General features: G+C 43.0%; 29 protein-coding genes. 20 read left to right on the forward strand and 9 right to left on the reverse strand.

Annotated features, from left to right (window positions below; all coding sequences use genetic code 11):
- Window positions 1-85: 85 nt before the first annotated feature.
- From argC to rplM, 3 genes are all read right to left on the reverse strand, one after another.
- Window positions 86-1,114 carry an N-acetyl-gamma-glutamyl-phosphate reductase gene (gene argC / locus C4S39_RS04115; protein WP_103965779.1) on the reverse strand — a complete coding sequence of 343 codons (1,029 nt, stop codon included), beginning with the start codon at window positions 1,112-1,114 and terminating at the stop codon, window positions 86-88.
- A 101-nt stretch (window positions 1,115-1,215) separates the two neighbouring features.
- Complete coding sequence (rpsI, locus tag C4S39_RS04120; RefSeq protein WP_103965780.1) at window positions 1,216-1,608, reverse strand: 30S ribosomal protein S9; 393 nt, start codon at window positions 1,606-1,608, stop codon at window positions 1,216-1,218.
- A 3-nt stretch (window positions 1,609-1,611) separates the two neighbouring features.
- A complete protein-coding gene (rplM, locus tag C4S39_RS04125; protein ID WP_103965781.1) occupies window positions 1,612-2,046 on the reverse strand; it encodes a 50S ribosomal protein L13 in 435 nt (144 codons plus the stop codon).
- Window positions 2,047-2,325: 279 nt separating this feature from the next.
- On the opposite strand from rplM, the gene C4S39_RS04130 reads away from it, so the two are divergent.
- Window positions 2,326-4,032: a glutamine--tRNA ligase/YqeY domain fusion protein gene (locus C4S39_RS04130; protein WP_258039274.1), complete on the forward strand. Its 1,707-nt coding sequence runs from the start codon at window positions 2,326-2,328 to the stop codon at window positions 4,030-4,032.
- 89 nt (window positions 4,033-4,121) lie between these two features.
- Here C4S39_RS04130 and gloB read toward each other — a convergent pair whose 3' ends face one another.
- A complete protein-coding gene (gene gloB / locus C4S39_RS04135; RefSeq protein ID WP_103965782.1) occupies window positions 4,122-4,895 on the reverse strand; it encodes a hydroxyacylglutathione hydrolase in 774 nt (257 codons plus the stop codon).
- 93 nt (window positions 4,896-4,988) lie between these two features.
- Here gloB and C4S39_RS04140 point away from each other — a divergent pair, with 93 nt between their 5' ends.
- From C4S39_RS04140 to C4S39_RS04160, 5 genes are all read left to right on the forward strand, one after another.
- The gene (locus C4S39_RS04140; RefSeq protein WP_103965783.1) at window positions 4,989-5,765 is read left to right on the forward strand and encodes a class I SAM-dependent methyltransferase; all 777 of its coding nucleotides are present in this window, start codon (window positions 4,989-4,991) and stop codon (window positions 5,763-5,765) included.
- A complete protein-coding gene (gene rnhA / locus C4S39_RS04145) occupies window positions 5,765-6,232 on the forward strand; it encodes a ribonuclease HI (RefSeq protein WP_103965784.1) in 468 nt (155 codons plus the stop codon). The genes C4S39_RS04140 and rnhA overlap by 1 nt, the downstream gene beginning before the upstream one ends.
- Before the next feature lie 10 nt (window positions 6,233-6,242).
- Window positions 6,243-6,977, forward strand: coding sequence for a DNA polymerase III subunit epsilon (gene dnaQ / locus C4S39_RS04150; RefSeq protein ID WP_103965785.1), 735 nt, complete (start codon window positions 6,243-6,245; stop codon window positions 6,975-6,977).
- Window positions 6,978-7,296: 319 nt separating this feature from the next.
- A complete protein-coding gene (locus C4S39_RS04155) occupies window positions 7,297-7,476 on the forward strand; it encodes a DUF2798 domain-containing protein (protein WP_258039277.1) in 180 nt (59 codons plus the stop codon).
- A gap of 89 nt (window positions 7,477-7,565) precedes the next feature.
- Window positions 7,566-8,924 carry an NAD-dependent succinate-semialdehyde dehydrogenase gene (locus C4S39_RS04160; protein WP_103965787.1) on the forward strand — a complete coding sequence of 453 codons (1,359 nt, stop codon included), beginning with the start codon at window positions 7,566-7,568 and terminating at the stop codon, window positions 8,922-8,924.
- Between the two features lie 18 nt (window positions 8,925-8,942).
- On the opposite strand, the gene C4S39_RS04165 is transcribed toward C4S39_RS04160, so the two are convergent.
- Window positions 8,943-10,052, reverse strand: a complete 1,110-nt coding sequence (locus tag C4S39_RS04165) for a lytic transglycosylase domain-containing protein (RefSeq protein WP_103965788.1) — start codon at window positions 10,050-10,052, stop codon at window positions 8,943-8,945.
- A 195-nt stretch (window positions 10,053-10,247) separates the two neighbouring features.
- Here C4S39_RS04165 and C4S39_RS04170 point away from each other — a divergent pair, with 195 nt between their 5' ends.
- A complete protein-coding gene (locus tag C4S39_RS04170; protein WP_103965789.1) occupies window positions 10,248-11,570 on the forward strand; it encodes a porin in 1,323 nt (440 codons plus the stop codon).
- Between the two features lie 69 nt (window positions 11,571-11,639).
- On the opposite strand, the gene C4S39_RS04175 is transcribed toward C4S39_RS04170, so the two are convergent.
- The 3 genes from C4S39_RS04175 to C4S39_RS04180 all read right to left on the reverse strand — a co-directional run bounded on the left by C4S39_RS04175 (window position 11,640) and on the right by C4S39_RS04180 (window position 13,775).
- The gene (locus C4S39_RS04175) at window positions 11,640-13,136 is read right to left on the reverse strand and encodes an alginate export family protein (RefSeq protein ID WP_103965790.1); all 1,497 of its coding nucleotides are present in this window, start codon (window positions 13,134-13,136) and stop codon (window positions 11,640-11,642) included.
- Window positions 13,137-13,251: 115 nt separating this feature from the next.
- The gene (locus C4S39_RS15110) at window positions 13,252-13,473 is read right to left on the reverse strand and encodes a hypothetical protein (protein WP_146059742.1); all 222 of its coding nucleotides are present in this window, start codon (window positions 13,471-13,473) and stop codon (window positions 13,252-13,254) included.
- Between the two features lie 44 nt (window positions 13,474-13,517).
- A complete protein-coding gene (locus C4S39_RS04180; RefSeq protein ID WP_103965791.1) occupies window positions 13,518-13,775 on the reverse strand; it encodes a hypothetical protein in 258 nt (85 codons plus the stop codon).
- Window positions 13,776-14,041: 266 nt separating this feature from the next.
- Here C4S39_RS04180 and C4S39_RS04185 point away from each other — a divergent pair, with 266 nt between their 5' ends.
- The 13 genes from C4S39_RS04185 (at window position 14,042) to C4S39_RS04245 (ending at window position 23,216) form a co-directional block, all read left to right on the forward strand.
- Window positions 14,042-14,242: a CsbD family protein gene (locus tag C4S39_RS04185; RefSeq protein WP_062558588.1), complete on the forward strand. Its 201-nt coding sequence runs from the start codon at window positions 14,042-14,044 to the stop codon at window positions 14,240-14,242.
- 493 nt (window positions 14,243-14,735) lie between these two features.
- Window positions 14,736-14,903, forward strand: coding sequence for a DUF1328 domain-containing protein (locus tag C4S39_RS04190; protein ID WP_074701755.1), 168 nt, complete (start codon window positions 14,736-14,738; stop codon window positions 14,901-14,903).
- A 128-nt stretch (window positions 14,904-15,031) separates the two neighbouring features.
- Window positions 15,032-15,232 carry a CsbD family protein gene (locus C4S39_RS04195; RefSeq protein ID WP_176492718.1) on the forward strand — a complete coding sequence of 67 codons (201 nt, stop codon included), beginning with the start codon at window positions 15,032-15,034 and terminating at the stop codon, window positions 15,230-15,232.
- Window positions 15,233-15,262: 30 nt separating this feature from the next.
- A complete protein-coding gene (locus tag C4S39_RS04200) occupies window positions 15,263-15,565 on the forward strand; it encodes a hypothetical protein (protein ID WP_103965792.1) in 303 nt (100 codons plus the stop codon).
- Window positions 15,566-15,706: 141 nt separating this feature from the next.
- Complete coding sequence (locus C4S39_RS04205) at window positions 15,707-15,994, forward strand: hypothetical protein (protein ID WP_062558591.1); 288 nt, start codon at window positions 15,707-15,709, stop codon at window positions 15,992-15,994.
- 210 nt (window positions 15,995-16,204) lie between these two features.
- Window positions 16,205-16,396: a hypothetical protein gene (locus C4S39_RS04210; protein ID WP_103965793.1), complete on the forward strand. Its 192-nt coding sequence runs from the start codon at window positions 16,205-16,207 to the stop codon at window positions 16,394-16,396.
- A gap of 81 nt (window positions 16,397-16,477) precedes the next feature.
- Window positions 16,478-16,954: a DUF4112 domain-containing protein gene (locus C4S39_RS04215; RefSeq protein WP_103965794.1), complete on the forward strand. Its 477-nt coding sequence runs from the start codon at window positions 16,478-16,480 to the stop codon at window positions 16,952-16,954.
- A gap of 314 nt (window positions 16,955-17,268) precedes the next feature.
- Window positions 17,269-18,024, forward strand: a complete 756-nt coding sequence (locus C4S39_RS04220) for a TerC family protein (protein WP_103965795.1) — start codon at window positions 17,269-17,271, stop codon at window positions 18,022-18,024.
- Between the two features lie 247 nt (window positions 18,025-18,271).
- Window positions 18,272-19,474 carry a catalase family protein gene (locus tag C4S39_RS04225; RefSeq protein ID WP_103965796.1) on the forward strand — a complete coding sequence of 401 codons (1,203 nt, stop codon included), beginning with the start codon at window positions 18,272-18,274 and terminating at the stop codon, window positions 19,472-19,474.
- A 167-nt stretch (window positions 19,475-19,641) separates the two neighbouring features.
- Window positions 19,642-20,733 (forward strand): AI-2E family transporter, encoded by a 1,092-nt coding sequence (locus tag C4S39_RS04230; RefSeq protein WP_103965812.1) that lies wholly within the window; start codon window positions 19,642-19,644, stop codon window positions 20,731-20,733.
- A gap of 559 nt (window positions 20,734-21,292) precedes the next feature.
- Window positions 21,293-21,580, forward strand: coding sequence for a DUF883 family protein (locus C4S39_RS04235; protein ID WP_103965797.1), 288 nt, complete (start codon window positions 21,293-21,295; stop codon window positions 21,578-21,580).
- A gap of 17 nt (window positions 21,581-21,597) precedes the next feature.
- Entirely contained in the window at window positions 21,598-22,083 is a 486-nt protein-coding gene (locus C4S39_RS04240; RefSeq protein ID WP_103965798.1) for a phage holin family protein, read from the forward strand.
- A gap of 389 nt (window positions 22,084-22,472) precedes the next feature.
- Window positions 22,473-23,216 (forward strand): Crp/Fnr family transcriptional regulator, encoded by a 744-nt coding sequence (locus C4S39_RS04245; RefSeq protein WP_103965799.1) that lies wholly within the window; start codon window positions 22,473-22,475, stop codon window positions 23,214-23,216.
- A 293-nt stretch (window positions 23,217-23,509) separates the two neighbouring features.
- Here C4S39_RS04245 and C4S39_RS04250 read toward each other — a convergent pair whose 3' ends face one another.
- Entirely contained in the window at window positions 23,510-24,199 is a 690-nt protein-coding gene (locus C4S39_RS04250) for an MEDS domain-containing protein (RefSeq protein ID WP_103965800.1), read from the reverse strand.
- Window positions 24,200-24,755: the final 556 nt, after the last annotated feature.

A 24,755-nucleotide genomic window follows, 5' to 3' on the forward strand; every position in this document is an offset into this window, starting at 1 on the left:
GTTTTCTCTGGAACAACTTATACACCGGGCACTCTGCGGAATTCGGCTTAATTGATCTGGATGTGATATCGGTAGAATTTTGTTATCAAGGCAGCAGTGGTACCTGATTAATTCCCAGTGTTTCAGGCAGGCCAAACATGATATTCATGTTCTGTATGGCTTGCCCTGCTGCGCCTTTGACCAAATTATCGGTCACCGATAGTACCACAACTGTATCACTATCTTGCGGTTGATGCACGGCGATGCGGCAAATATTTGAACCGCGTACAGAACGAGTTTCCGGGTGTTTCCCGGCAGGTAGTACATCAACAAAAGCCTCGTTCTGGTAGCGCTTCTCGTACAAGACTTGTAAGTCAACCTGCTGGGTTAGTTTGGCATAGAGCGTGGCGTGGATGCCGCGAATCATCGGTACCAAATGCGGAACAAATGTTAGGTTAACTGGTTTTTTGGCGATATTGGAAAGCCCTTGCTTTATCTCTGGTAAATGCCGGTGTCCCGGAACGCCGTAAGCTTTGAAATTATCAGATGCTTCTGCGAGCAGAGTATGAACTTCGGCTTTACGTCCCGCACCGGAAACGCCTGATTTGACATCAGCGATGAGATGATTGATATCTATGATGCCGGCTTCTATCAGTGGCAAGAAACCAAGTTGTACAGCAGTAGGATAACAACCGGGGTTGGCGATAAGACGCGCATTTTTTACCAGTTCGCGGTTAATTTCCGGTAAACCATATACCGCTTCCGCGATCAGAGCGGGACAAGCGTGCTGCATGCCGTACCATTTTTCCCATTCCGCAATATTTTTGATGCGGAAGTCTGCAGCCAGATCGATTACTCTGACGCCTGCTTGCAATAAGGATTCTGCCTGTTGCATGGCGATGCCGTTAGGCGTGGCAAAAAATACTAAATCGCATTTATTGAGCTTTGCATCTGCGGGATCGCTGAATTTAAGGTCGATATATCCTCGTAAGTTGGTAAACAAATCCGCGACATTTATGCCAGCTTCGCTTCGTGAGGTAATCGCTTTGATTTTTACTTTAGGGTGCAGAGTCAGTAACCGTAGTAATTCCACGCCGGTGTATCCTGTTCCGCCAACAATACCGACATTAATCATTGTGACTCCTGTTAAGCACTCAGTAGATACTGCTTTAATAACACAAACAAAAAAGCCACCTCATTGAGGCGGCTTTTGGTGTGAAATCCAATACGAAAAAATTATCGTTTTGAGAATTGTTTACGCCGCCGCGCCTTACGTAAACCAACTTTCTTTCTCTCTACTTCACGTGCATCACGGGTTACTAAGCCTGCTTTGCTTAAAGTAGGTTTAAGTGTCGCATCATAATCGATCAATGCGCGAGTAATGCCATGCCGAACTGCGCCAGCTTGACCTGATTCTCCTCCTCCATGAATATTAACCATAATATCAAATGTGTTGGCATTATCGGTTAACTCCAAGGGTTGTCTTACGATCATTCGACCTGTCTTGCGGGAGAAATAATCATCAATGGGTTTATTGTTAATGACAATTGCACCTTTTCCTGGTTTGATAAAAACGCGTGCAACAGCACTTTTACGTCGTCCGGTACCGTAATTGTATTGAGTGGCCATAGGTTAAGCTCTAACTTCAAGTGGTTTGGGTTGTTGAGCAGCATGCGGGTGAGTATCACCAGCATAAACTTTAAGTTTCTTTAACATCGCATATCCCAAGGGGCCTTTAGGCAGCATTCCTTTGACTGCTTTTTCAAGCGGACGTGCGGGAAAGCGCGCGTGCATTTTGTTCAGAGGGGTTGCATATATACCGCCTGGATAACCGGTGTGGCGATAGTAGATCTTATCTTCCATCTTGTTGCCGGTAACTCTCATTTTGTCAATATTGACCACAATGATGTAATCACCCGTGTCAACATGCGGTGTATAGATCGGTTTATGTTTGCCACGTAAGCGATGAGCAATCTGCGAAGCAAGACGCCCTAATACTTTATTGGTTGCATCAATGACGAACCAGTCATGGTTTACTTCGTGTGGTTTGGCCGAAAATGTTTTCACGAAAAACTTGTCCTGCGAATTCAAAAAGAGCCGGGAATTTTAAGTCAGACATCGAGAAAAGTCAAATTTGGAAAGCTTTATTTTTGCCACGGCAGTTGTGACCAAAAGGGATAGGGCGTGTTTACCCAAGAATAGTGGATTTTGTGCTAATCGCCGCTATAATTATGCTGTACTGAGAAGAAAAATGACATTTGAATGAGCAATTTTGAATGAATTTCTGATCGGCCAAATGAGTCAGTGGTATTTTCTTACTATTAAAAATATGCCGAGAGATACGCTTTGAGAGAGAAATCTGAAACCAGTTTGCACGTTGAATCAGCGCCTTCCAATTTTATTCGTAATATCGTAGAAGAAGATAACCGTTCTGGCAAATGGAATGGGCGTGTAGAAACGCGCTTCCCACCCGAACCGAATGGTTACTTGCACATTGGTCATGCCAAGAGCATTTGTCTGAATTTTGGCATTGCGCTCGATTATGGTGGTGTTTGTCATTTGCGTTTTGACGACACTAATCCGGAAAAGGAGGCGCAGGAGTATGTCGATTCGATTTGTGACAGTGTTTCCTGGTTGGGTTTTGATTGGGGTCGACATCTTTATTATTCTTCGGATTATTTCAATCAGTTATATGACTTCGCCGAATATTTGATCAATTGTGGAAAGGCTTATGTGGAAAGTCTCTCAGCTGATGAAATTCGTGAATTGCGTGGCACATTGACTAATCCCGGTAAAAACAGTCCTTTTCGTGATCGTCCGATTGTGGAAAGTCTGGATTTGTTTCGGCGGATGAAAGCAGGAGAATTTCCTGATGGACAGTATGTATTGAGAGCGAAAATTGATATGGCATCACCCAATATCAATATGCGCGATCCGGTGATTTACCGCATTCGTCACGTACATCATCAACGTACCGGCAAACAATGGTGCATCTATCCAATGTATGACTATACACACTGCATCTCAGATGCACTTGAGAGAATCACGCACTCATTGTGTACGCTCGAATTTGAAGATCACCGGCCACTATATGACTGGGTGCTGGATCAACTGGCCGATGAAGTGCCATGTCATCCCCAGCAGATCGAATTTGCCCGTCTCAATTTGACGTATACGGTAATGAGCAAGCGCAAGCTGATCGAACTGGTTGAAAGCAAGCTGGTTGACGGTTGGGACGATCCCCGGTTAAGCACGCTTGCCGGGGTGCGCCGCCGCGGATTTACGCCACGCTCTATTCGGTTGTTTGCCGAGCGTATTGGGATCAGCAAGGCTGATTCCTGGATAGATATGGGGGTGCTGGAAGACTGCTTGCGTGAAGATCTGAATGAAAGCGCACCGCGACGCATCGCTGTTCTTAAGCCAGTCAAGTTGATTATTGATAATTACCCGGAGAATCAGCACGAAGATTGCTTCGCGCCCAATCATCCGCAAAAGCCGGAATGGGGAAAACGCACCATTCCATTTTCCAAAATTTTGTATATTGAGCGTGATGATTTCATGGAGGTTCCGGCTAAGGGCTATTTTCGCCTTGCACCCGGCGTTGAAGTACGATTGCGCTATGCTTTTATCGTCAAGTTCGTACAAGTGGATAAAAATGCACAAGGTGATATTGAAGCCATCCATTGTACCTACGATCCGGATACCAAAAGTGGAACCCCTGGCGCAGAAAGCCGCAAGGTTAAAGGCAATATTCACTGGCTTTCAATAAAATACGCGCAGGCAGCAGAAATACGGCTTTATGATCGTTTGTTCACCGATCCATATCCGGATAGCGGTAATAAGGATTATAAAACTTCATTGAATTCAAATTCGAAGCAGATCATTACCGCGTATGTAGAGCCATCGCTATGCGAAGCGAAGCCTGAACAAAGCTTTCAATTTGAGCGTAATGGTTATTTTATTGCTGATCGTATGGATATGAAATCCGATAAACCGGTGTTTAACCGGGCTGTGACCTTGCGTGATTCTTGGGGGAAATTGACGGATAAGTAACTGTTCCTTTAGTGAATTATTGAAAATTAATAATCAATATGGGTTTTTGGGTATTCGTTCCTTTCAGTATCGATATTAACTGCAATTGATTAGAATTTATTTTTCCATTCGCGTAATACCTCGAAAACATTCTCTGGGTTTTGCATGGGTTGGGCAGAATAATTTTGCGCGCTGCTAATGATTGGCTGGTATTCACAGCGCAGGAACGGATTAATTGCTTTTTCGAGTGCGAGTGTTGTCGGAATTGTTGGAATATTTTTGTGACGTAATTCTTGTGCAGTGATTGCGAATTCGTTAAGTTTTTTATTTTCTGGATTAACGGCTCTGGCAAATTCTATATTTCCCAGAGTGTATTCATGTGTGCAGTAAATTAAGGTAGCATCGGGTAGCCGGGAGATTTTTTGTAGGGATTGGTAGAGTTGTGCTGCAGACCCTTCAAATATTCTTCCGCAGCCGCAAGAAAAAAGCGTGTCACCGCAAAATATCATATGCCATGGATCTGATCCATAATAGGTGATGTGCCCCCGAGTGTGCCCGGGTGTATCTAACACTGTGAGATTGAGTGATATCTCGGGGAGGTTTACGATATCATTTTGCTGCACGGGGTTTGTTATAGCGGCGATTGATTCGTTGCCTGGTCCGTATACGGGAATATCAAACAGTTGAAGTAATCCCGCTATGCCTCCAGTGTGATCGTTATGGTGATGGGTAATAAGAATTGCATTGGGTTGCAGTTCTTCTGATCGAAGATACTCAATCACCGGGGCCGCGATACCCGGATCAATGATGACCGCATAATTTTGGTTGTGAGCTACCCATATATAATTGTCTTTAAATGCATGTACTGGATGTATATTCAGCATGAAAGCTCCATTTAAAGAAGATGCCGTAATGAAAAATGTTAATTGATATCACTAAATAGTGTAAATTCTGATATCGAGTAAGCGATATGGTTCATGATGATTGCGCAAAATGTTCAGCAATGGTTTGAGTCTTCCCTTGGTCAATATTTGATTGAACATGAGCACCGTTATTTTGATCAGGTTGTGGCGAATATCTTTGGTTACAATGCAGTGCAGATAGGTTGGCCGCAGTTTGATTTTTTACGTTTGAATCGCATGCCTTTACGTTTTTCCGTTGGCCTTGAACGTGAAACTTCAGTACGAGCTGAAGCGGGTTTTGTTCCTATTCAGACTAACAGCATGGATCTCGTTATTCTGCCACATGCGCTTGAGTTTAATGCAAATCCCCATCAAATTTTAAGAGAGGTGCATCGAATCCTGATACCTGAAGGCCATCTCGTTGTTTCAGGCTTTAATCCGTTCAGTTTATGGGGTGTCTGCCATCATTTAAAATCAATGCGAGGGGAATTTCCGTGGCATGGAGATTTTATTGCATTGTCGCGGCTTAAAGATTGGTTGAAGTTGCTGGATTTTGAAATGGCTGGCGGTCGGCTTTGTTGCTATGCGCCGCCACTCAAACAGGAAAAATGGCGGCGGCGGTTTGCTTTTATGGAGGCTGCAGGGGATCGCTGGTGGCCAATTTCAGGCGGGGTATATTTCTTGCATGCCATTAAGCACACGCACGGGATGCGAATTATCAAACCTGACTGGAGAAATTGCTTAGATGCCAAGAGAAAGATGGTGCCGATTGCCCGGATAATTATCAGGGCTTCTAAGGAAAATCAATCATCAGGCAATTCAAATCAGATTGATGATTTAAATAAATCGTGATGAGTAATGCTTCTAAGGTTGTGGAAATATATACAGATGGTGCGTGCAAAGGAAACCCTGGAATTGGGGGATGGGGGGCATTACTGCGATACGGGGATCATGAACGGGAAATTTTCGGGGGAGAGAAACTTACCACCAATAACCGGATGGAGCTGCTCGCGGCCATTCGTGCTTTAGAATCTTTAAAGCGTCCTTGTAAAATACATCTGCATACCGATTCACAATATCTGCAAAAAGGCATCAGCGAATGGCTTGATTCATGGAAGGCACGCAACTGGCGTACTGCAGGTAAAAAACCGGTTAAAAACGAAGATCTGTGGAAGCTGCTTGACCAATTAACCCGACAGCATGAAATTGAGTGGTGTTGGGTGCGCGGACATTCCGGGCATATTGATAACGAACGCGCTGATCAGTTGGCTAATCGGGGTGTTGAAATGATAATTTCTGAGGAATTGCATCAATGTTAGGAATGGGGATATGCGTCAAATTGTGCTAGATACTGAAACAACAGGCTTGGAATACAAGCTGGGTCACCGCATTGTTGAAATTGCAGCTGTTGAGTTATGTAATAGACAATTTACCGGTAGCCATTTTCATTACTATCTGAATCCGGAACGGGAGAGTGATGAAGGCGCTTTGCAAGTTCATGGTTTAACGATGGAATTCCTTCAAGACAAAGCAAAATTCCATGATATTTCCAGGGAGTTCCTGAGTTTTATTGGTGAGGCTGAGCTAATCATCCATAATGCCCCGTTCGATGTCGGATTTATCAATCATGAATTAGGGTTGTACAATTTAAAAACGCTCGATAATTATTGCTTGCAAATAACCGATACGTTGAAGCTGGCGAAGGAGCTTCATCCTGGTAAACGCAATAACCTTGACGCTTTGTGTGAACGATACAATATCGACAATTCAAAGCGTAAGCTGCATGGCGCATTATTGGATGCTGAATTATTAGCTGAAGTCTATCTTGCGATGACCCGTGGGCAAGAAAGTTTGTTGATCGAGCTGGATTATGTTGAATCTGTGCAGCATTCGCAGACAGACCTGGATAGTTCTGATTTAAGAATTATTGAAGCGACTGCGGAAGAAAATGCGCGGCATTGCGGGATACTGGAAGAAATTGCGCGAGCAAGTAACAATAAATGCCTGTGGAATAATCTTGAGACCACAGATATGTTTGATGATACAAGCATGGCGAGCAATTAATAAGCCACGCGTATGTGATGCTGGATTCCATGGGACGAAAGTGATCGTGTTTTGATGTCTCTGGTGATGAGACATTTCCTGGTAAGTGATTTTATATCGCGAAGTACAATCGCCATTTCAGCGGCTCTGGAAATTTGATGCTGGCTAACTATTGGTATGGGCTTGGTGCAGCTGTTTGGAATGCGCAAATAATCGGCAGGAAATTTGAGAAATTCTTCACATAAGCTTGTTTACAATGCCGAATTAGTAGTTCCGGGCTAGTGATGACAGGGTTTGTATGAAACAGAAACTATTAGCGCATTGTATTTATTGTTTGATGATGTCTATCACAATGACCGGGTGTGTATCTGCCATTGTTACAGCTGTGAATCTTGGTTTCTCCGGTACTTTTCTCGAGCACTGGTTTTATTCGTGGAGTATTGCATTTCCGGTTGGCTTTGTTCTGTTACTGTTAGTGTCGCCGTATTTCAAACGTATCGTAGAAGCATTCATACATTAATGATTAAATACAGAACAAACAATAGAATGAGCGCGTTTGCCGGTAGAGTCACTATTTAAAGTTAATCAATAAGGTTTTTTCTGATACCAATGCAATCCATCAATCCGGCCACAGGTCAAATCATACAATCGTTCGCAATTTGGCAAACCGAAGAAATCGGCGCAGCCCTGAAGCAAGTGGAATCTGCGCAGACTGAATGGGCGGCGCTTAATTTTGCGCAGCGATCGTGCTTAATGCACAATCTCGCACAAATCTTGCGTCAGCGCATCGACGAATACGCCAGTCTGATTACCGAAGAAATGGGTAAACTGCTCAAGGAAGCTAGAGCGGAGATAGAAAAATGCGCAATAGGCTGTGAGCATTACGCTAATCAAACTGAATTCTATCTGCGCGATGAAATCATTGCCTCCGATGCCAGCCGCAGTCTGGTGGTTTATCAGCCTTTGGGTACTGTGCTTTGCATCATGCCGTGGAATTTTCCGTTCTGGCAATTAATTCGCGCTGCTGCACCGGCAATGATGGCGGGTAACACGATAGTGCTTAAGCATGCGTCAAATGTACCCCGATGTGCGTTGGCACTGGAAGATGCATTCCGTCAAGCAGGATTTCCTGAGTATGCTTTCCGTACACTGATGATTAGCGCGGAGCAGGTGCAGGCAGTGATTGCCGATCGACGCATTGCCGCCATCACTTTGACAGGCAGTGGCACAGCAGGTCGCAAGGTTGCCGCTATTGCCGGACAGCACTTAAAAAAATGCGTGCTCGAATTAGGCGGCTCAGATCCATTTATTGTGCTTGATGATGCTGATATCAAGTCGACGGCCCGGCAAGCCCTTGTGGCTCGCCTGCAAAATATGGGGCAGAGCTGCATTGCCGCTAAGCGTTTTATTCTCATTGATACGATTGCCGATGCATTTGTCGAACAATTGAACATGCTCTTTAGTCAGTTGCAAATCGGTGATCCGAAACACGAAGCAACCGGTATTGCACCCATGGCACGGGAAGACTTGCGCACGGAACTGCATGCGCAGGTTGAGCGAAGCCTGGGAGCAGGTGCGAAGCTTGTATCCGGCGGTACTGTTATCGGTACGCAAGGCGCATACTACGCGCCGACAATTTTGGATCACGTGCAACCGGGTATGGCGGCGTTTGATGAGGAATTATTCGGCCCGGTCGCCGCAATCGTACGCGTGAAAGATACGGATGAAGCGATCCGATTAGCCAATCAAACGCAATTCGGCCTTGGCGGCAGCGTGTGGACACGCAATACGGCACGCGGGGAAGAGCTTGCGCGGCAGATTCATGCCGGCTCTGTGTTTGTCAACGGTATCGTCAGAAGTGATGCGCGCCTGCCATTCGGAGGTATTAAGGAATCCGGCTACGGACGGGAATTGTCGTATCATGGAATTCGAGAATTTGTGAACGTTAAAACGGTGTGGATCAAATAACGGTTAATTACCGGATCATTACCAGCCGGTATGCAATCCAGGTATGCCGATGCGCTGGATATGAATAGCATTGCTGCCTTCTTCGTAAGCAAGCAATTTGCCTTCTTTGTGCCAGAGACGAAATGCCAGCGAGTAGGATAATACCCGGATCGGATAATCGCGTGGCAAGGTCTGCAAATAAGGCTGTATCGTGGTGAAATCAGCCGCGCCGTATTGTTGCATGATAAAACGTAATCCCCCATTTGCGGGGCCGATATTATAGGCCAGCAATCCCAAGAAGAGATCATCTTTCATTTCAGTCAGGTAATGCTTAAATGTGGCTGCGGCGACAAAGGCGTTATGGCGGGAGTTATCCAGAGCTATTTTTTCCGTACCCAGCCGTTTGCGCGCTTGCGCAATAACCGTTTCCGGAACGCGAGTGATTTGAAATAATCCTTTGCCGCCATCGCTGCTGTCGCGCGGAATGAAAGAGGATTCCGTTGCGGCAATACCATGTAGCAGATTGACATCGATATTAAAAGAACGGGCAGCATCTTCGATCGCCTGCCGATATTCCTGCGACCGGTCAACCATTTTTTGCAGCTGTGCGGCATCGTGCCGTCGATAAGCCGCGTAGACCTGATGTGCAACCGTTACGCGCCCGGCTTCTTCCTTGCCGCCCACTAAAGTGCGGAAATGACCATAAGTCAGTGTAAATTGATCGTGCGTAACAAGCCAGGAGATCAGCAACGCCAGCGCCAAGGATAAACCCGGGGTCAGAAATTCCGAATGCAATCGCAACCACTTTCTCAGTTTCCACCAGCCAATCAGAAAAAGACTTGCTGCTAATATCAAACCCGATATACCGGCAGCAAATGGCAACAAGTTAACAAAAAAACTGGTACCTGAGAATCGGCTGGCGGAATAACCCAGCAACATGATAGTGGTGCAAAATGCTGCAATGCCCAGGCCCAAAAATTCAATACCGGTCAGGAATATTTTTCGCCGGAGTCCGCCGGGTTGAATTTTTCCGGTTCGCTTCCTCGATTTGTCGATATTGGCGCTACGCACAACTTTGGTGCGTTTGCGTTTTTGCTTCGGTTTGATGTCGCCGGATTCAAGATTATTAAGCGGCTTTGTTTTGTCCATCGAAATAAGGCCTAGGCGATTGAATATATTATGACTAGTGGATCGGGAGATTTATTCACATTAAATTTTTCTAATGGTTTCACTGAGTAAGAAACAAGGGTTTCCCCGGTATGCAGCATTGTCTCGATTACGTTAAGGTGCGTCCTTCCATTTTACTTTGAGTTATTACAATCAGGAACATAGGACGATGAAAAAATGCATAATGCGTGCAGAAATAACAAAATAAGGCTATACGCTCGTACTGGAGTTCTGTTGCTTGCTTTGCTGGGCATCTGTAATGCTCATGCCAATAGCTTGTCAAATCTGTTTAAACAAAGCGGCCTGGAATTAGGTGGCTGGATCAACGGTGGCGCGACATATAATGCCAACAATCCTGCAGATGGTTTCAATGGGACGGTTACTTTTGCCGATCGTGCCAATCGGTTTCAGCTCAATCAGCTTAATTTGTTTTTACAACGCAATGTCGAATCGGAAGGCACAAAGTGGGATCTCGGCGGCCGCTTTGATTTTTTGTTCGGTACTGATGCCATTTATGCACAGGCTTTTGGCATCTCCGCGTTCGATGAGAATACCGGTGAGCCTTCAAATCGAGGGAATTGGGATCTGAATTTGTGTTGCAATTCGACGCGTACGTATGGAATTGCGTTGCCGCAAGCCTATTTAGAAGCTTATGTGCCAATGGGTCGTGGCCTCAATATCAAAGTTGGACATTTCTATACTCCGCTGGGATATGAAACCGTTCCTGCACCGAATAACTTCTTTTATACACGCGGATATATTCTGAACAGCGGCGAACCGTTTACACATACTGGACTTCTAGGCAGCCATACCATCAATCAGAACTGGCAAATTCAGGGTGGTGCAACCACCGGCAGTGCAACGGGTGGTTGGGATGGAGGTTTTGATAAGCAGCTTGATAACTGGGGCGGGCTAGTGAATATCCTGTGGAACAGTGACGACAAACGAACTGCGGCGCAACTCGGTGGCACTTATGGACGAACCGCCGTTAATGAACCCTGGATGATGTATAGCGTTGTCCTGCAACACTGGCTCACGCCCAAAACCCATATGGTGCTGCATCATACCCATGGTTGGGCTGCCAATATCAACCTGCCGGAAGGGATTAAAAATGCTGCATGGTATAGCATCAATACGCATCTGACTTATGACCTGCTGCGCGATTTGTCTGTCGGCATTCGCATGGAACGCTTTCATGACCGCAATGGCTGGCGCGTTTTCTCACCTTATCGTATATTGTCCGCGTTGAACAACAAGGGGGTCAGTTACGCAGGAAATATCCCTTTCGTGAGCGCGCCCGCAGACTATTACGCGGTTACACTGGGGATGAACTGGAAGCCGATAAAACGATGGAATGGGGGGTGGAAACCTATCCGCAATATCAATATCCGGAAAAATATTCGTTATGATCGTGCGGACGGCATCGACATGGCGTTTCGTCCGTTTGATGGTAAAAAGGATCAGTTTCTGTTTTCATTGGATGCAACAATTCCATTCTGAGCAACCACTGATACAGTGGTTGGGTAGTATGAAGCCCGAAGACGCCGCATATAATAATACGAGGAAGCGCTAAAATTTAAAAGTAGCCATGGTGTATCCATAGTTGGTATCCGCCATGCCCGGACTTTGTGAGACTTTATCGAAATAGTCGCCTTTGAATATATGGCTATACCCTATATCAAAACTTACGCGTTTTAGATAACTCCATTGAGGAGCCCAACCTACACTGATATCAAGCATGTTACCCAGGAAAGTACCGGCCTGCCCCGTCGGATCCTGCAGGCCGCTGCCTACATACGCGCCATGCTTATTGGCTAACCAATATGCGCGATGAGACAACATAAGCCTGACATCGGGGCGTGGTATGAAGGTTGCACGAAAACCCACAGGTGAAAACAGATTGGAAGGAAAGAATGGTCCGAACATACCGGTGGGGCCATATTCCACGCGGCGTTTAGCATACAAGATATCAAAATTCTTATTGGGATCCTGGCTTCCTGATGAAAAATCGAATAGGTAAATTAATCGTAATGGCATTGAAGTTTTAAAGCTGTAGCCTATTTCACCATGATGACGATGCGCAAAAACCTTGGTGTCCTGGGTATCACCAAACTGATACATGGATTCAATTTCATAATCCATTTGTCCTGCCACTGGCTTGGCAAACAGTCTGAAGCCCGTGGTGGATAGATTGCGTTTCCTAAGCTTATTTCCTTCATTTAATTGAAGGAAATAATAATCAACGTTAGCCCAGGGCAGATCACGATTCGTAATTTGCAAGCCAGAAAAATAAGTTTCAGGCGTATTCCAGTCCATATGCGTCGTTTCTCTATTGACCGGGCGGGTGCCGAAGACTTGCAGACCCCATTTTTCTTGATCGTTTCCTACTACAAGCCGTATCCCATCAAAAGTGGGCGTAAAAGGTCCCCACCGATGACCCCCTAACAGGCGCGCCTCTCCAGTTTCCAGCAAGAATCGGCCTACTTCGAACGTTGCGTTATAGCCTGTTCCTAGAAAATTCTTGAATAAATAATCGAGATGAAATTGAGTAAAATCAAAATGATTAGCAAACAACGGTGAGCGGTCTTGTCCAAAATTTGCTAATGGTGCACGTTGATCTGTCAGTTCAAGCGTAAACTTGAGAGGCTCTATAATATTCTTGATTTCCATCAAGAATCTTGTTCGTTGATGAATCTGATCATTAAAACCCGGAATATTTCTTGTAAATCCGTTATCGTAAGCATCATAGCGCGTTCGATGCTCAACCGCTAAATCAAGCCAGTTTGGTGTTATGGCAGAAAGCGGGTTTTTGTGATTTTCCATAAGCTTGGTTAAATTATCAAAGTCAAACCGAGTCTCTCCCACCGTTTCCTGCGCACTGAATGGTGCTCCATTAGTTTCTTTGGGTATTTTGTGGCTTCTGGCAAGAACCGAAGATTTTTGGGTTTTCCCTGCTTCGACATTTTTCATTTCAGCAGCAAAAGCACTGTTATTCCCGATAATGCATCCTAAAATAAAGAAGATTATTCCGTGGATTAAGATTAATTGCTTGTTCTTTCTCGTCATTTGTTCACACCTCCTATTCTTGTTTCAAGAAAACTTGATGCCGAATAATACTGAAGAAGCGCGATACGCAACATTCGGGCTGACACGTAAGGATAATTCCTTATATGCATAATTTTTACAGTAAAATCAATTTATTGATCTGGGTTGGGAGTTGGGGTTTTTTAACAGCAGCTACATTAAAGCGCAGCTGGAAAGAGGTTGTAGATGGACTGTAGGGAGAAATCGTACGGGAATCCTGCAAAGAAGCATCTGGCGATTGATGGTTGTCGTTTACCTGCTGAGTTTGCGATTGATGCTGGAGAAGCGAATAAGAGAAGTTAAGAAAATCGGTAGCCATCGCCTTTGGATATCAATGGCTACCTGCGTGGAATTCAATAAAGCCTAGTAAGAACCTTTTTGAGGGCTTTCTTCACGAGGTCCTCCTGAATTAACATCACGTTTTTCAGACTCACTTTGTTTTTCCTTAGCATTATCATCTTTTGGGTGGGATGAAGGATGAGGCTGTGCTTGCTTGGGTGAATTCTCTTTGTCATCAATTTTATTTTGTGTTTGAGAATAGTCAGCAAAAACATGCATACTTGTTAATAGGAATGCTGCACTGATAACCAGCGCTAATGTTGATTTTTTTCCTTGAATCATAATACTGCTCCTTTTTTGATTAACAGATTTTGCATGATGCTTTTAATTCTTATTCCCGTCTGTGCGCTATCTTACAAACAGGCAAAAATCCTTGGGCCTTGCTTTCCAGAAATCTGCCCAAGAAATTGTTAAATGTTGGCTATCGCACATACAGATTCGATTTCACCCGATAATTTAAAAAACGATGATAAGAAAAATCATTCATTATTCTTGTTATCGTATAAATTTAATTAATGAAATTAGAAACTTACTAAGGAGAATTAATTATGAATTGGGATCAAGTTAAAGGAAATTGGACGCAAGTTAAAGGTAAAGCCCAGCAACAATGGGGCAAATTGACTAACGATGACTTGGACGTTATTGAAGGAAGCCGCGAGGAATTCGTTGGTAAAGTTCAGGAAAGATATGGCATTGCAAAAGAAGAGGCTGAAAAACAAGTTGATGACTTTTGCAGAAAATGTAACTAACTGAATTAGTTAAATACAGCTGTGATTACAGAGCTCATTTTTCATGAGCTCTGTAATCGAAAATATTCAGTTCCAGAATAACTACCTACCTACCCGACGATCAGAGACCCCTTCTTACAACGATATCCACTCGTACTCATATACTCCTCGCTACAAATTAGGCAATTCTGCTACCGTCGCACCGATATTCCAATATTACGCCAACTTTTCTTTGGTGAATACCTGCACAATGGTGTTCATTCATGGTGACCGTTTTACTGTTCCAGATGACATAAACCAGAGCTATCCTTGGCAATCAGGATGTTCTGCTTAACTTGGCGCTTTGTGTGTGATCGCACATACCACACAGAATTCCTGCGGTAGTATTACCTTTGTAACGTCTGCAGTGCGGGACACAATCGATCAGAAGCATCAATAACTTCTGAATATTATTTTCCAGGTTGATGTAATAAGTTAATGCGCTAATCTGGAGCCTTAAACAAGGAGAAAACTCATGATAAATTTGGCGATTACTTTCTTGGTGATAGCAATAATTGCCGCTCTATTAGGCATTACCGGCGTTGCAGGTATTGCTATGGAAATGGCTTGGATTTTGTTTGTTATCGGTGTTGTTTTAGCGATCGTATTCTGGGTAATGGGACGACGTCCACCGCCCGTGTAATTTTGTAATGGTATATAAATCGTAATTTCTCATAAAAGCAATTAAGGTACTGACGTTTGCAAATTTATCTAGCAAGTTAGGAGCCTCAATTAAATTGCTATCTCAATTTTAATTAAGGAGCATTTATTATGAACTGGGATCAAATCAAAGGTAATTGGACACAGATCAAGGGTAAGGCGCAACAGCAATGGGGTGAATTAACGAATGATGATCTGGATATTATTGAAGGAAAGCGTGAAGAACTGGTCGGCAGAATTCAGGAAAGATATGGAATCGCCAAAGAAGAAGCTGAAAAGCAAGTCGATGATTTCACAAAAAAATGTGAATAAGGATTTTTATCGTAAAACGGAGGTATCAAAATGAATAGTTTAATGAAAATGACCGTAGCCTTAAGCGCTTTCTTGTTTATTATCGTTGCATCCAATAGCTATTCCCAAAGCGCCATTCAAAGAATGGATGATGCTGAGACACGGGCTGACAGATTGGAAGATAAAGCGGATCAGATAAGAGAAGCAGATGAAGAGGCCAAAGAAGCAGTGGACAAGGTGCGCGAAAATCAAGCCGATAAAATTGAGGATCGTGCGGATCAGCTGAGAGATGCGGCTGAAGATGAAGCCGACAGAATAGAAGATCGTGCAGATAAAGTCAGGGATGGTTATTAATTACATATTTACATTTCTGCTGCTCAGACTTAGACTCGAATCAAATCTAAATTATTAGCTATTTATTTTTCTGATAATTAACAATGTAGATTCGGGCTGAATCCTACAACAATCAGTATCAAACAAAACAGGAGAGTAGTTATGAGTATGAAAGAAGCCTACGAAAAGAAGCTGCAAGCGCAGCTGGATGAATGTGCCGCAGAGATCGATAAACTCAAGGCAAAGGCAGATAAAGCAGAAGCTGATGCGCAAATTGAATATTACAAGCAGATTGAAGAATTAAAATCCAAGCAAGCTGCGGTGGATGGAAAGCTTGCGGAACTCAAAGAGGCCAGTGAAGATGCTTGGGAAGATCTCAAGTCTGGTGTTGAGAGTGCGTGGGATTCACTGGGTAGTGCAATAAAATCGGCTGCTTCCAGATTTAAATAATAGCTACTGCGTGATATGAATGTGGAGAAATCTATTGGAAGTGATTCTTTCCATTAAGGAAACTCCGGAAAGATTGCATTTGTCATTTCGAGCGTAAGTAAGAATCTCTAACAATCAATGTATAGGTTTCCTTGCGTGCTCGAAGTGGCACTTCCCCGGCATTTTTCTACAAATAACAAATAATTCAACTTTAGATATGAGGTGTGCGACATGAATAAAATAATCTTATCAATTCTACTGTTATCGTCATCATTGATACTGGTCGGCTGTGCAGAACAACAAGGTCCTGCCGAGCAAGCAGGTGAGAAAATAGACAGAGGGATAGAGAACAGCAAAGATGCGACTAGTGATGCTATTGAGAATGCGGGGGATAAGATTGAAGATGCTACTGATCGTTATTAAAAAATAATCAAGAACTCCCTGTTGATTCAAACTGCCACATGAAATTTTGTCTTCCACTATTTTCCAACTATACGATTTTACATGAATAAAGTTCAGATCGAACAATCAAAAGATAAACTTAATCGATTAGCGTGGCTATTAGACAATACTTTCCGCATTCCGGGAACACAAATAAGGTTTGGTCTGGATGGATTGATTGGATTGATTCCCGGAATCGGGGATGCTGCAGGGGCAGTAATCTCCAGTCACATTCTGACACAAGCGGCTCAAATGGGCGTTCCCAAGTCAATTCTTCTAAAAATGGCATTCAATATTGGATTCGATGCAATCTTGGGAATAATCCCTGTTTTGGGGGATGTTTCGGATTTCATGTGGAAGGCCAATCTGCGTAATGTTCAGTTGCTCAATGATTATCTTGAACAACCGGAAAAAACGGTAACGCATAGTCGTCTTTTCGTGGGGCTATTAGGTTTTGTGGCATTCTGCGGTGTAGCTTTTATCAGTATGCTGGGATTTCTGTTGATACGCTGGCTTTGGTTGTCAATCGAGGGAAACTGATATCAGAAACCTCCATGCTTATTGACCTTGTTCCAGTGCCGTCTTGTTGTTTGTTGCCGTTTCATAAAAACCGGAGTAAATATGGAACCGTGACTAGTAATTAAAACCTGTTCTCAAGAATACGATCAGCAGCATATTCATAATCTTTGCTTTGCAATGAAGTCATTTTGCCGGATATCAACTCTCAGGTTCTTTCAAAAATAATTTTAGCAAGCGCATGAATATATTATTATGAATTCAAGTATAACTCCGCTAAACGATTAGCCGTCAATTCTATGCATCTATGATCAATCAAAGAAAAAAAAGGGGATTTTGTGTTTGAATGGCTGACAAGTCCAGAAGCATGGATCGCATTAGGTACATTAACCGCGTTAGAGATTGTTTTGGGCATAGACAATATTATTTTCATTTCCATTCTTGTTGGACGGCTTCCTGAGAATCAGCGGGCTTATGCCAGAAGAGTGGGGCTTGCGCTCGCAATGATAGCGCGCTTGGTATTGTTATTTTCAATTTCCTGGATCATGGGTTTAACCGAGCCATGGATTACAGTGCTTGGTTATGATATTTCCGGGCGCGACGTGATTCTGGTCGGAGGAGGTTTGTTTTTAATTGCCAAAGCGACACATGAAATCCACAATAGCTTGGAAGGAGTCGAGGAGCAGGGGGCTAATGTGGCGATTTCCGGCTTGGGGATGGCTTTGCTTCAGATCGCGCTTCTGGATATTGTATTTTCTTTGGATTCAGTCATTACGGCGGTTGGATTAGTCGATGAAGTCTCCCTCATGGCGATCGCCATCATATTGGCAGTATTGGTGATGCTAGTGGCGGCAAAGACGATTGGAGATTTTGTGGATGGACATCCTACGATCAAAATTCTTGCACTTTCTTTTCTGATCCTGGTGGGCGTTACTTTGATGGTGGAAGGATTCGGGGTTCATGTGCCTAAGGGTTACATTTATTTTGCAATGGCTTTTTCCGTTACCGTGGAGATTCTCAATCTTCGCATGCGAAAAAGACAGGCGGAACCCGTCAAGCTCTACAGGAAGATTTCAAAAGACCATGAAGGCTAACCAGTTTTCCATGCTTGCTTATTCATTAATAGCAGCTATTCGTGCGATATCGTACATACCCGGCAGCTGATTTCTGCAAAACTTTCAATCAGTCAAAAATTTTTTCTTTATGATCTGAATTATGCCAAGTAATTGCAGGTCAATAAATCCAGAACGTTATAAAAATATAAAGGATTATGACTAGGGCCTTGGAATATAGTATATCTTCCAGGAAATCGGATTCTCTCTACTTTACTATGAGATCACCATGCATTCACTGTCTTTTCGTTCAATTTTTCCCGTTCCAGCGATATTTTTATCATCATTGATGCTTCTGACCGCTTGCGGTACTCCATCGGAAAGCTCGGTGATAGGCGCAGCGCAATCCAGCCTTCCACTGGCACAACAAGACAGTAACGTTGAATATGATGCAGAAATTGGCGAATTACCCTGGCCAGATGAGGAAGCGGCAACATTGGCCATCAAGGAGATTATTGAACAGACGGTCAGGTCACGTTATATGAATAATCTTCCCGCACTGCGCCATGTTCACCCCAAAGCGCATGGCTGTGTGTTGGCGGATTTCCGGGTTAATGACACGCTTCAGGATGAGCACCAGCATGGCATTTTCAAGACTAATGCGCATTATAAAGCCTGGATTCGTTTCTCAAACAGCGATAGCAATCCATTCCGTGAAGACAAGGAAGGGGACGGACGAGGAATGTCCATCAAATTGATGGGCATTCCCGGAGAGAAACTCCTGCCCGATGAGAGTAATACCCAGGATTTCTTAATGATTAGCCATCCTGTGTTCTTCATTAACGATCCACAGAAATATTTAAGCCTGGTGCAGTCGCTCAGTAACTCGAATCTGCTGAGTCAATTATCTGCACCCCTCTCACTGGGTATTGAGGGATCAATCATCGCGGCAAAGATCAACAGTAAAAAGATTGCGAATCCACTTTACACACGGTATTGGTCGGCAGTGCCTTATCAACTCGGTTCAGGATCGGACCGCCGTGCAATGAAATATTCCGTAAGGCCTTGCAATCTACTGGATAACACTCCTAAGGAAACCCAGTTTAAGGACCCTGATTACCTGCGTGCAGCGATGAAGCAGCACCTGAGTGCGAATGATGCTTGTTTTGAATTTTTGATTCAAACGCGTGATACCGGAACAGCAGCAGGGGCTGCGCTCAGTGTCGAGAGGGTTACGAGCGAATGGGAAGAAAGTGTGACACCCTTCTTTCAGGTTGCAACTATCATAATTCCCCGGCAGGAATTTGATAACCCGGAGCAGCATAAGTTTTGCGAAAATCTTTCATATACGCCCTGGCATGCTGTACCCGAACATCGACCACTCGGTGGAGTCAATCGGATTCGGAAAGTCGTTTATTCTTCTCTTGCGAATCTCAGGCACAGCATGAACGCTGTTACGCCTATCGAACCAACTGGTAACGAAAATTTCTGAGATCAAGGTTTATTACTGTTTGGAAAAATTCACTTTACTTGCAAATCTTATGGTTTCATTACTTAAGACACTGAATTCTTCATGGCTTACATATTTTTTGTTGTTGATTTCACCTCTGAACAGGGAGACATTAAAATCGAGTTATGCGTAATCTGGAAGCGCCCAGGATGAACACTAAGGAATATATTCTACAATTTGCCCGATTAGTTGTAATCGCCATTCTGCTTATTGGTTGTTACCAGATTCTTCATCCATTCATTCCCGCGATCGTGTTTGCAATGGTGGTATGTATTTCGACCTGGCCGATTTATCTGCAGTTGCGCAGGGCATTAGGAGGAAACACTACGCTGGCGTCATTGCTGATGATAGGAGGAATGATACTGCTCGTGATCATTCCATCAGCATTGCTTGCTTTCAGTCTGGCAGGCAATGTTACCGCCATAATCGATGCCGTCAAAGTGTTTATGCAACAAGGTTCGATTGATCCTCCTGCATGGCTTAAAGATACCCCATTTTTTGGTGAGCAATTCATCCGGTACTGGCAAGGGTTGATGTCCGGAGGGAAAGAAGTAGGCATGCTGCTCACCGGATTACTTGAACCGATCAAGAATTTTCTCCTTAATCTGGGTAACGTAATTGGCAAGAGCTTGCTGCAAATGGTTTTTGCCGCGTTTATTGGCTTCTTTTTCTATCGCGATGGTGAGGCGCTGGTACAAATGCTGCACAATGGTGTTGCGAAACTTCTGGATGGCAGTCTCGGAACAGAGCCTTTAACGCAAATCCACAATACTGTTACAGGAGTGGTGTATGGTATTTTTGGTTCAGCGTTAGCGCAAGCCATAGCGGCTATGATTGGTTTTCTTATCGCAGGGGTATCGGGATCAGGCGCGTTTTTACTTGGCTCTGCGACTTTCTTTCTCTCAGTAATACCCATGGGGCCCGCTTTAATTTGGGGAGGTGTCAGTATCTGGTTTCTCTATGAAGGGGCTTACGGATGGGCGGTTTTTACGGTATTGTGGGGTATTTTTGTGATCAGTAGTATTGACAATTTTGTCAGGCCTTATCTCATCAGTCGCGGAAGTAATCTATCTTTCCTGTTGGTTGTTCTAGGCGCATCGGGAGGCATCATAGCTTACGGCTTTATCGGTATTTTCATTGGCCCTCCCATTCTGGCTATAGGCATCACTCTGGTACAGTTATGGACATCACAGCCGACGACACTTCCAATTAAGAATACTCAGACAAATCATCAAGACTAATGCTCTATTTTGTCGGGATACTATTGATATTGATGTCGCTGATAGGTATCTGCCCCGCTGGTTATATCCGCGATTATAAATGCGATAAGTGATCATGCCCCCTGTCCTTCATTGTGTGTTGCCGCACATATTCCTGGAAATTAATACTGTAGTATCTTTTTATGGTTGTGCGATATGTAGAAGTAGGATTGTTGAGTGTAACCTTTGTGAAACTCGTATACACTCACTGAGCTTTTGTAAGAAATACGCATATTGCCACCAAATTGTCTAATTGATTATCGATTAGGTGAATAAACTAATTATCACAAATCAAAAGGAGGCTCAAATGGGTAAATATTTTCTGGCATGGCTGCTCGGAGTGCCAATAAGCGTATTGGCGATTATTTATTTGTTGAATATGTAAACGCTTAAATATCTCTATAATCAGTAGCGAATGGAAAGATAAAATGAGATCATTGTAGCTGAATATCGCTTGAAACATTCTGATTCTAAGAACAAGTTAAATTTCTTGTGATTTGATTATCAATTATCGAACTTAAGTTCAAACGGAGGTTAAGGCATGGCAACAGCAGATGAATTTAGTAAAGAAATGGATCAAATAAAAAAAGATTTCGCCAGTCTGCGGAATGATATTGGATCGATATTGACTTCAGTGAAGGATTTGGCGGAGAAACAGGGGCAAAATGTTGCTGATCTGGCTCAGGATACTGAGAAGACTGTCAAGAATCAGGCCAAGGAAGCGGGAGAGAATATGGAAAAATATATTGAAGAAAGACCATTAACCAGTGCGCTGGTTGCCTTCGGCAGTGGTTTTATAATCGGTATGCTACTGAGTAATAGACGCTAACTACCAACGTGGCATAGATGCTACCAAAATTGTTGGCAGAAATACTTGCTGCTGAAACAGCCAAGTTATGGAGAGGGTCGGTCAGATTGGCCATAATCATGGCCTTTCTGGGATTATCCGTGATGGCAATGGTCGTGGGCGTGATTTTTGTGCTTATTGGTTTGTATTTGTCGTTAGCAGAGGCAATGCCTCATTGGCAAGCTGGAGCAATTGTTGGCGGCGGGGTGTTTTTATTTGCTGCACTATTACTAATAATTATTTCACAGCAGGGTCAGAGCGCACCACTGAAAAGTGATAGCTTGGCCACACAGACTTCTGATGATTCCACTGCTCAATTGGGTTCCGTGATCGGAAATATCGTTGCAAAATCCAGTGTTAAAACTAGCGACATTGTACTGACGGTTTTAATCTCAGGAATAGTACTGGGTGCCAGCCCTAGTCTACGTCAGCAGATACTGACTGTCCTCTCGGAAATAGCAAAATCCAAATCTAAAGATAAATAACTTTAAGCGCTAAGTTATGACATTGACGGAATTATACAAAATTCTGGAGTTAAGCTATCTTGAGTCATAAGCAGTCGCAGGTTCCAAACATCAGGAAAAACTTAAGATGGTGCTTGCTGTGAAGGACGATTGACTGTTCGTGCTGTTGATTCCTCCCATTCGCTTATATTCCCGTTATAGAGCCGATCCTATACTAATCTAAATGGATTTTATGTATTTTTCAGATCTTCATTTTATGTTATATTTAACTATTATGAAGTAACACTCCATAAAGATTTTGTAAGGAATTGATTGTATATTCTTACTTCCAGAGCACGATGATTTAAAGAATTGTCTGTAGAGTCATTCTGAACTAAACAATAATATTTTCCTTTGTTAAGGTTATCATCATGTTAACTAATACTTCCAATACTGTTCAAGAAAATAGTATTCTAGGCGCATTGACAGCAGCGGAGCTTGACGGTCTGGCCCCTCATCTAGAGCTTGTAACATTGCTTCATTCCGAAGTGCTGTTCGAAGATAATGATATGATGCAATATGCTTATTTTCCGATTACTGCAACGGTGTCTCTATTATGTTGCTTGGAAGATGGGTCTTGTGTGGAAGTGGCCATGGTAGGCAATGAAGGTATAATCGGAATTTCCGTGGTGCTGGGTAATAATGCAAAAACACTGACACAAGCGATCACCAAAATAGAAGGTCAGGCTTATCGAATTTCCATAAGAGAATTGAAAAACGTCTTAGCTCGCAGTGAAGGCCGTCGTGCTGGTACATTAAAGAAATTGCTATTACGCTATGCTCAAACGCTTTTTGTACAAGTATCCCAAGCTACGGCATGTAATCGACGACATGCATTAGAACAGCAATTGTGCACATGGCTTCTTTCATGCTTTGATCGGAGCAATTCAAGTAATTTATCAATGACTCAGGAGTTGATCGCCTATATTCTTGGTGTTCGTCGCGAAAGCATTACAGTTGTTGCAAAAAAATTACAGGAAGAAGGGATGATAAATTATTCTCGCGGCCAGATACAACTCAAGTGTAGAGAGAAACTTGAAATTCATGCGTGCGAGTGTTACGGCATAGTGAAGCATGAATCTGATCGTTGGGTAATCGATGCTAAAGCTGCTTAACGATATACTTCTTCTCGCCCTTTTCTAAGCGTTTTCATAGACCATATCCAGATAAATTATGTAATTTCCCGAATAAGTTGGGAGATAGTGAAAATCTGATAAAGTGAAACGGTTGCCTTGATTACTATGGAGCTAAGCGAAAGTTGGGATAATCAGACGAATGTATTATTACCAAAAAACGATGGTTTGCAGCCTGGAATTATTAATTATGAGCATCGTGTAATGTTTTATTTTGTAGAAACGAAAGAAAATCCCTGAGTGCAACAGCCCACTATATAACCTTTCTGTTTTATTTATACAGGTGGAGCCGGTGGCGGAACGGAGGTGAGTGGATTAAACTTCTCAATAATACGCTTCCATGCAAACCCAAAACTATCCAATAATTCATTCGCCTCAGACGATATGGAGAGGTCAGAAACTTCTAATGGAATGTGATGTGTATAACACCTGCAGATACGCTCCAAAGCTTCATCATAGGCGCTAGGATCGATATGGCTGAAAGAGTAGGTGCAAAACAGTGAAAATTCAATTTTTTTGAATAAATCATTCCATCGATTCTCAAGCTGGATAGCTTCGTCATATGCTCCTTTTTGCCAAAGCAAATCGACCATTTCACCAAAGATACGAATTTTGTCATATTTTAGTTTCATGATCCCAAGGGGATCTGAAACAAATTTTTCGAAAGCTTCTGCATCAATTCCGTCATCAATCCATAAGCTTGATAGCAGAAATTCCGCATCTAAGAATTTAATTTGACCCTGATCCTTAAAAGACTGCACATCGAAACCCTGAGTCACTAAAAAGTCCATTAAGGCTTTTCTTAAAGAAGGCCTGGCAATAATAGCCACAGCTTCGCCACCACTTAAACCCTTGGTGATGTATTGTGCAACTGAATTAACTTTTACAACTTGGTCGCGGCACACTTTGACAATGTGATTCCCAGAAATGGGGTCTGTTAGCACTCCGGATTCAGAATCAATCATTTGCGACCTCAATTTAAATGATTATACAATTGCTCTTTTATCATTGAGCATCATAAAAGACTATCAATTAAAACTCACTCCTTTTTTGAAAGCTTTTGCATGCAATTATAGTACATCTTTTGTAAGAAATAGTCAGAATTTATATGATTATTAAAATATCTGTATAAAGTTTAATGAAGGTTTGAATTGATGGTATAAACTTTTAGCTGTAAGTTTCATTGCTCTAAAATTTCTATATAGAAGCATATAAATTGCTGAATCAATGAAAAAGCTGATTGCTGCTTAAGCAGCATTCTGCATGATAAGTGCTTTTGAAACATATTTCTGGGACTTTTGTATTCAAAAAGGAACTTCTCTCCGGGATTTTGAATCATTGCTTTAAACAACAGCTTCTTATGTTTTCGGTATCTGGTTAAGTAGTCATCCCTGAAAAAAGTACCCAACAATTGTTGTTGAGAAAGTGAATCTGATATTTCCATTCAATGTGGAGAATAACTTTGGTTGGTTGGATTTTCATCGAAAGATTGGGAAATTTTGCAGCTTTCTCCATGGAAAA

It is taken from the genome of Nitrosomonas ureae (assembly GCF_900108305.1).
Lineage (GTDB): Bacteria > Pseudomonadota > Gammaproteobacteria > Burkholderiales > Nitrosomonadaceae > Nitrosomonas > Nitrosomonas ureae_B.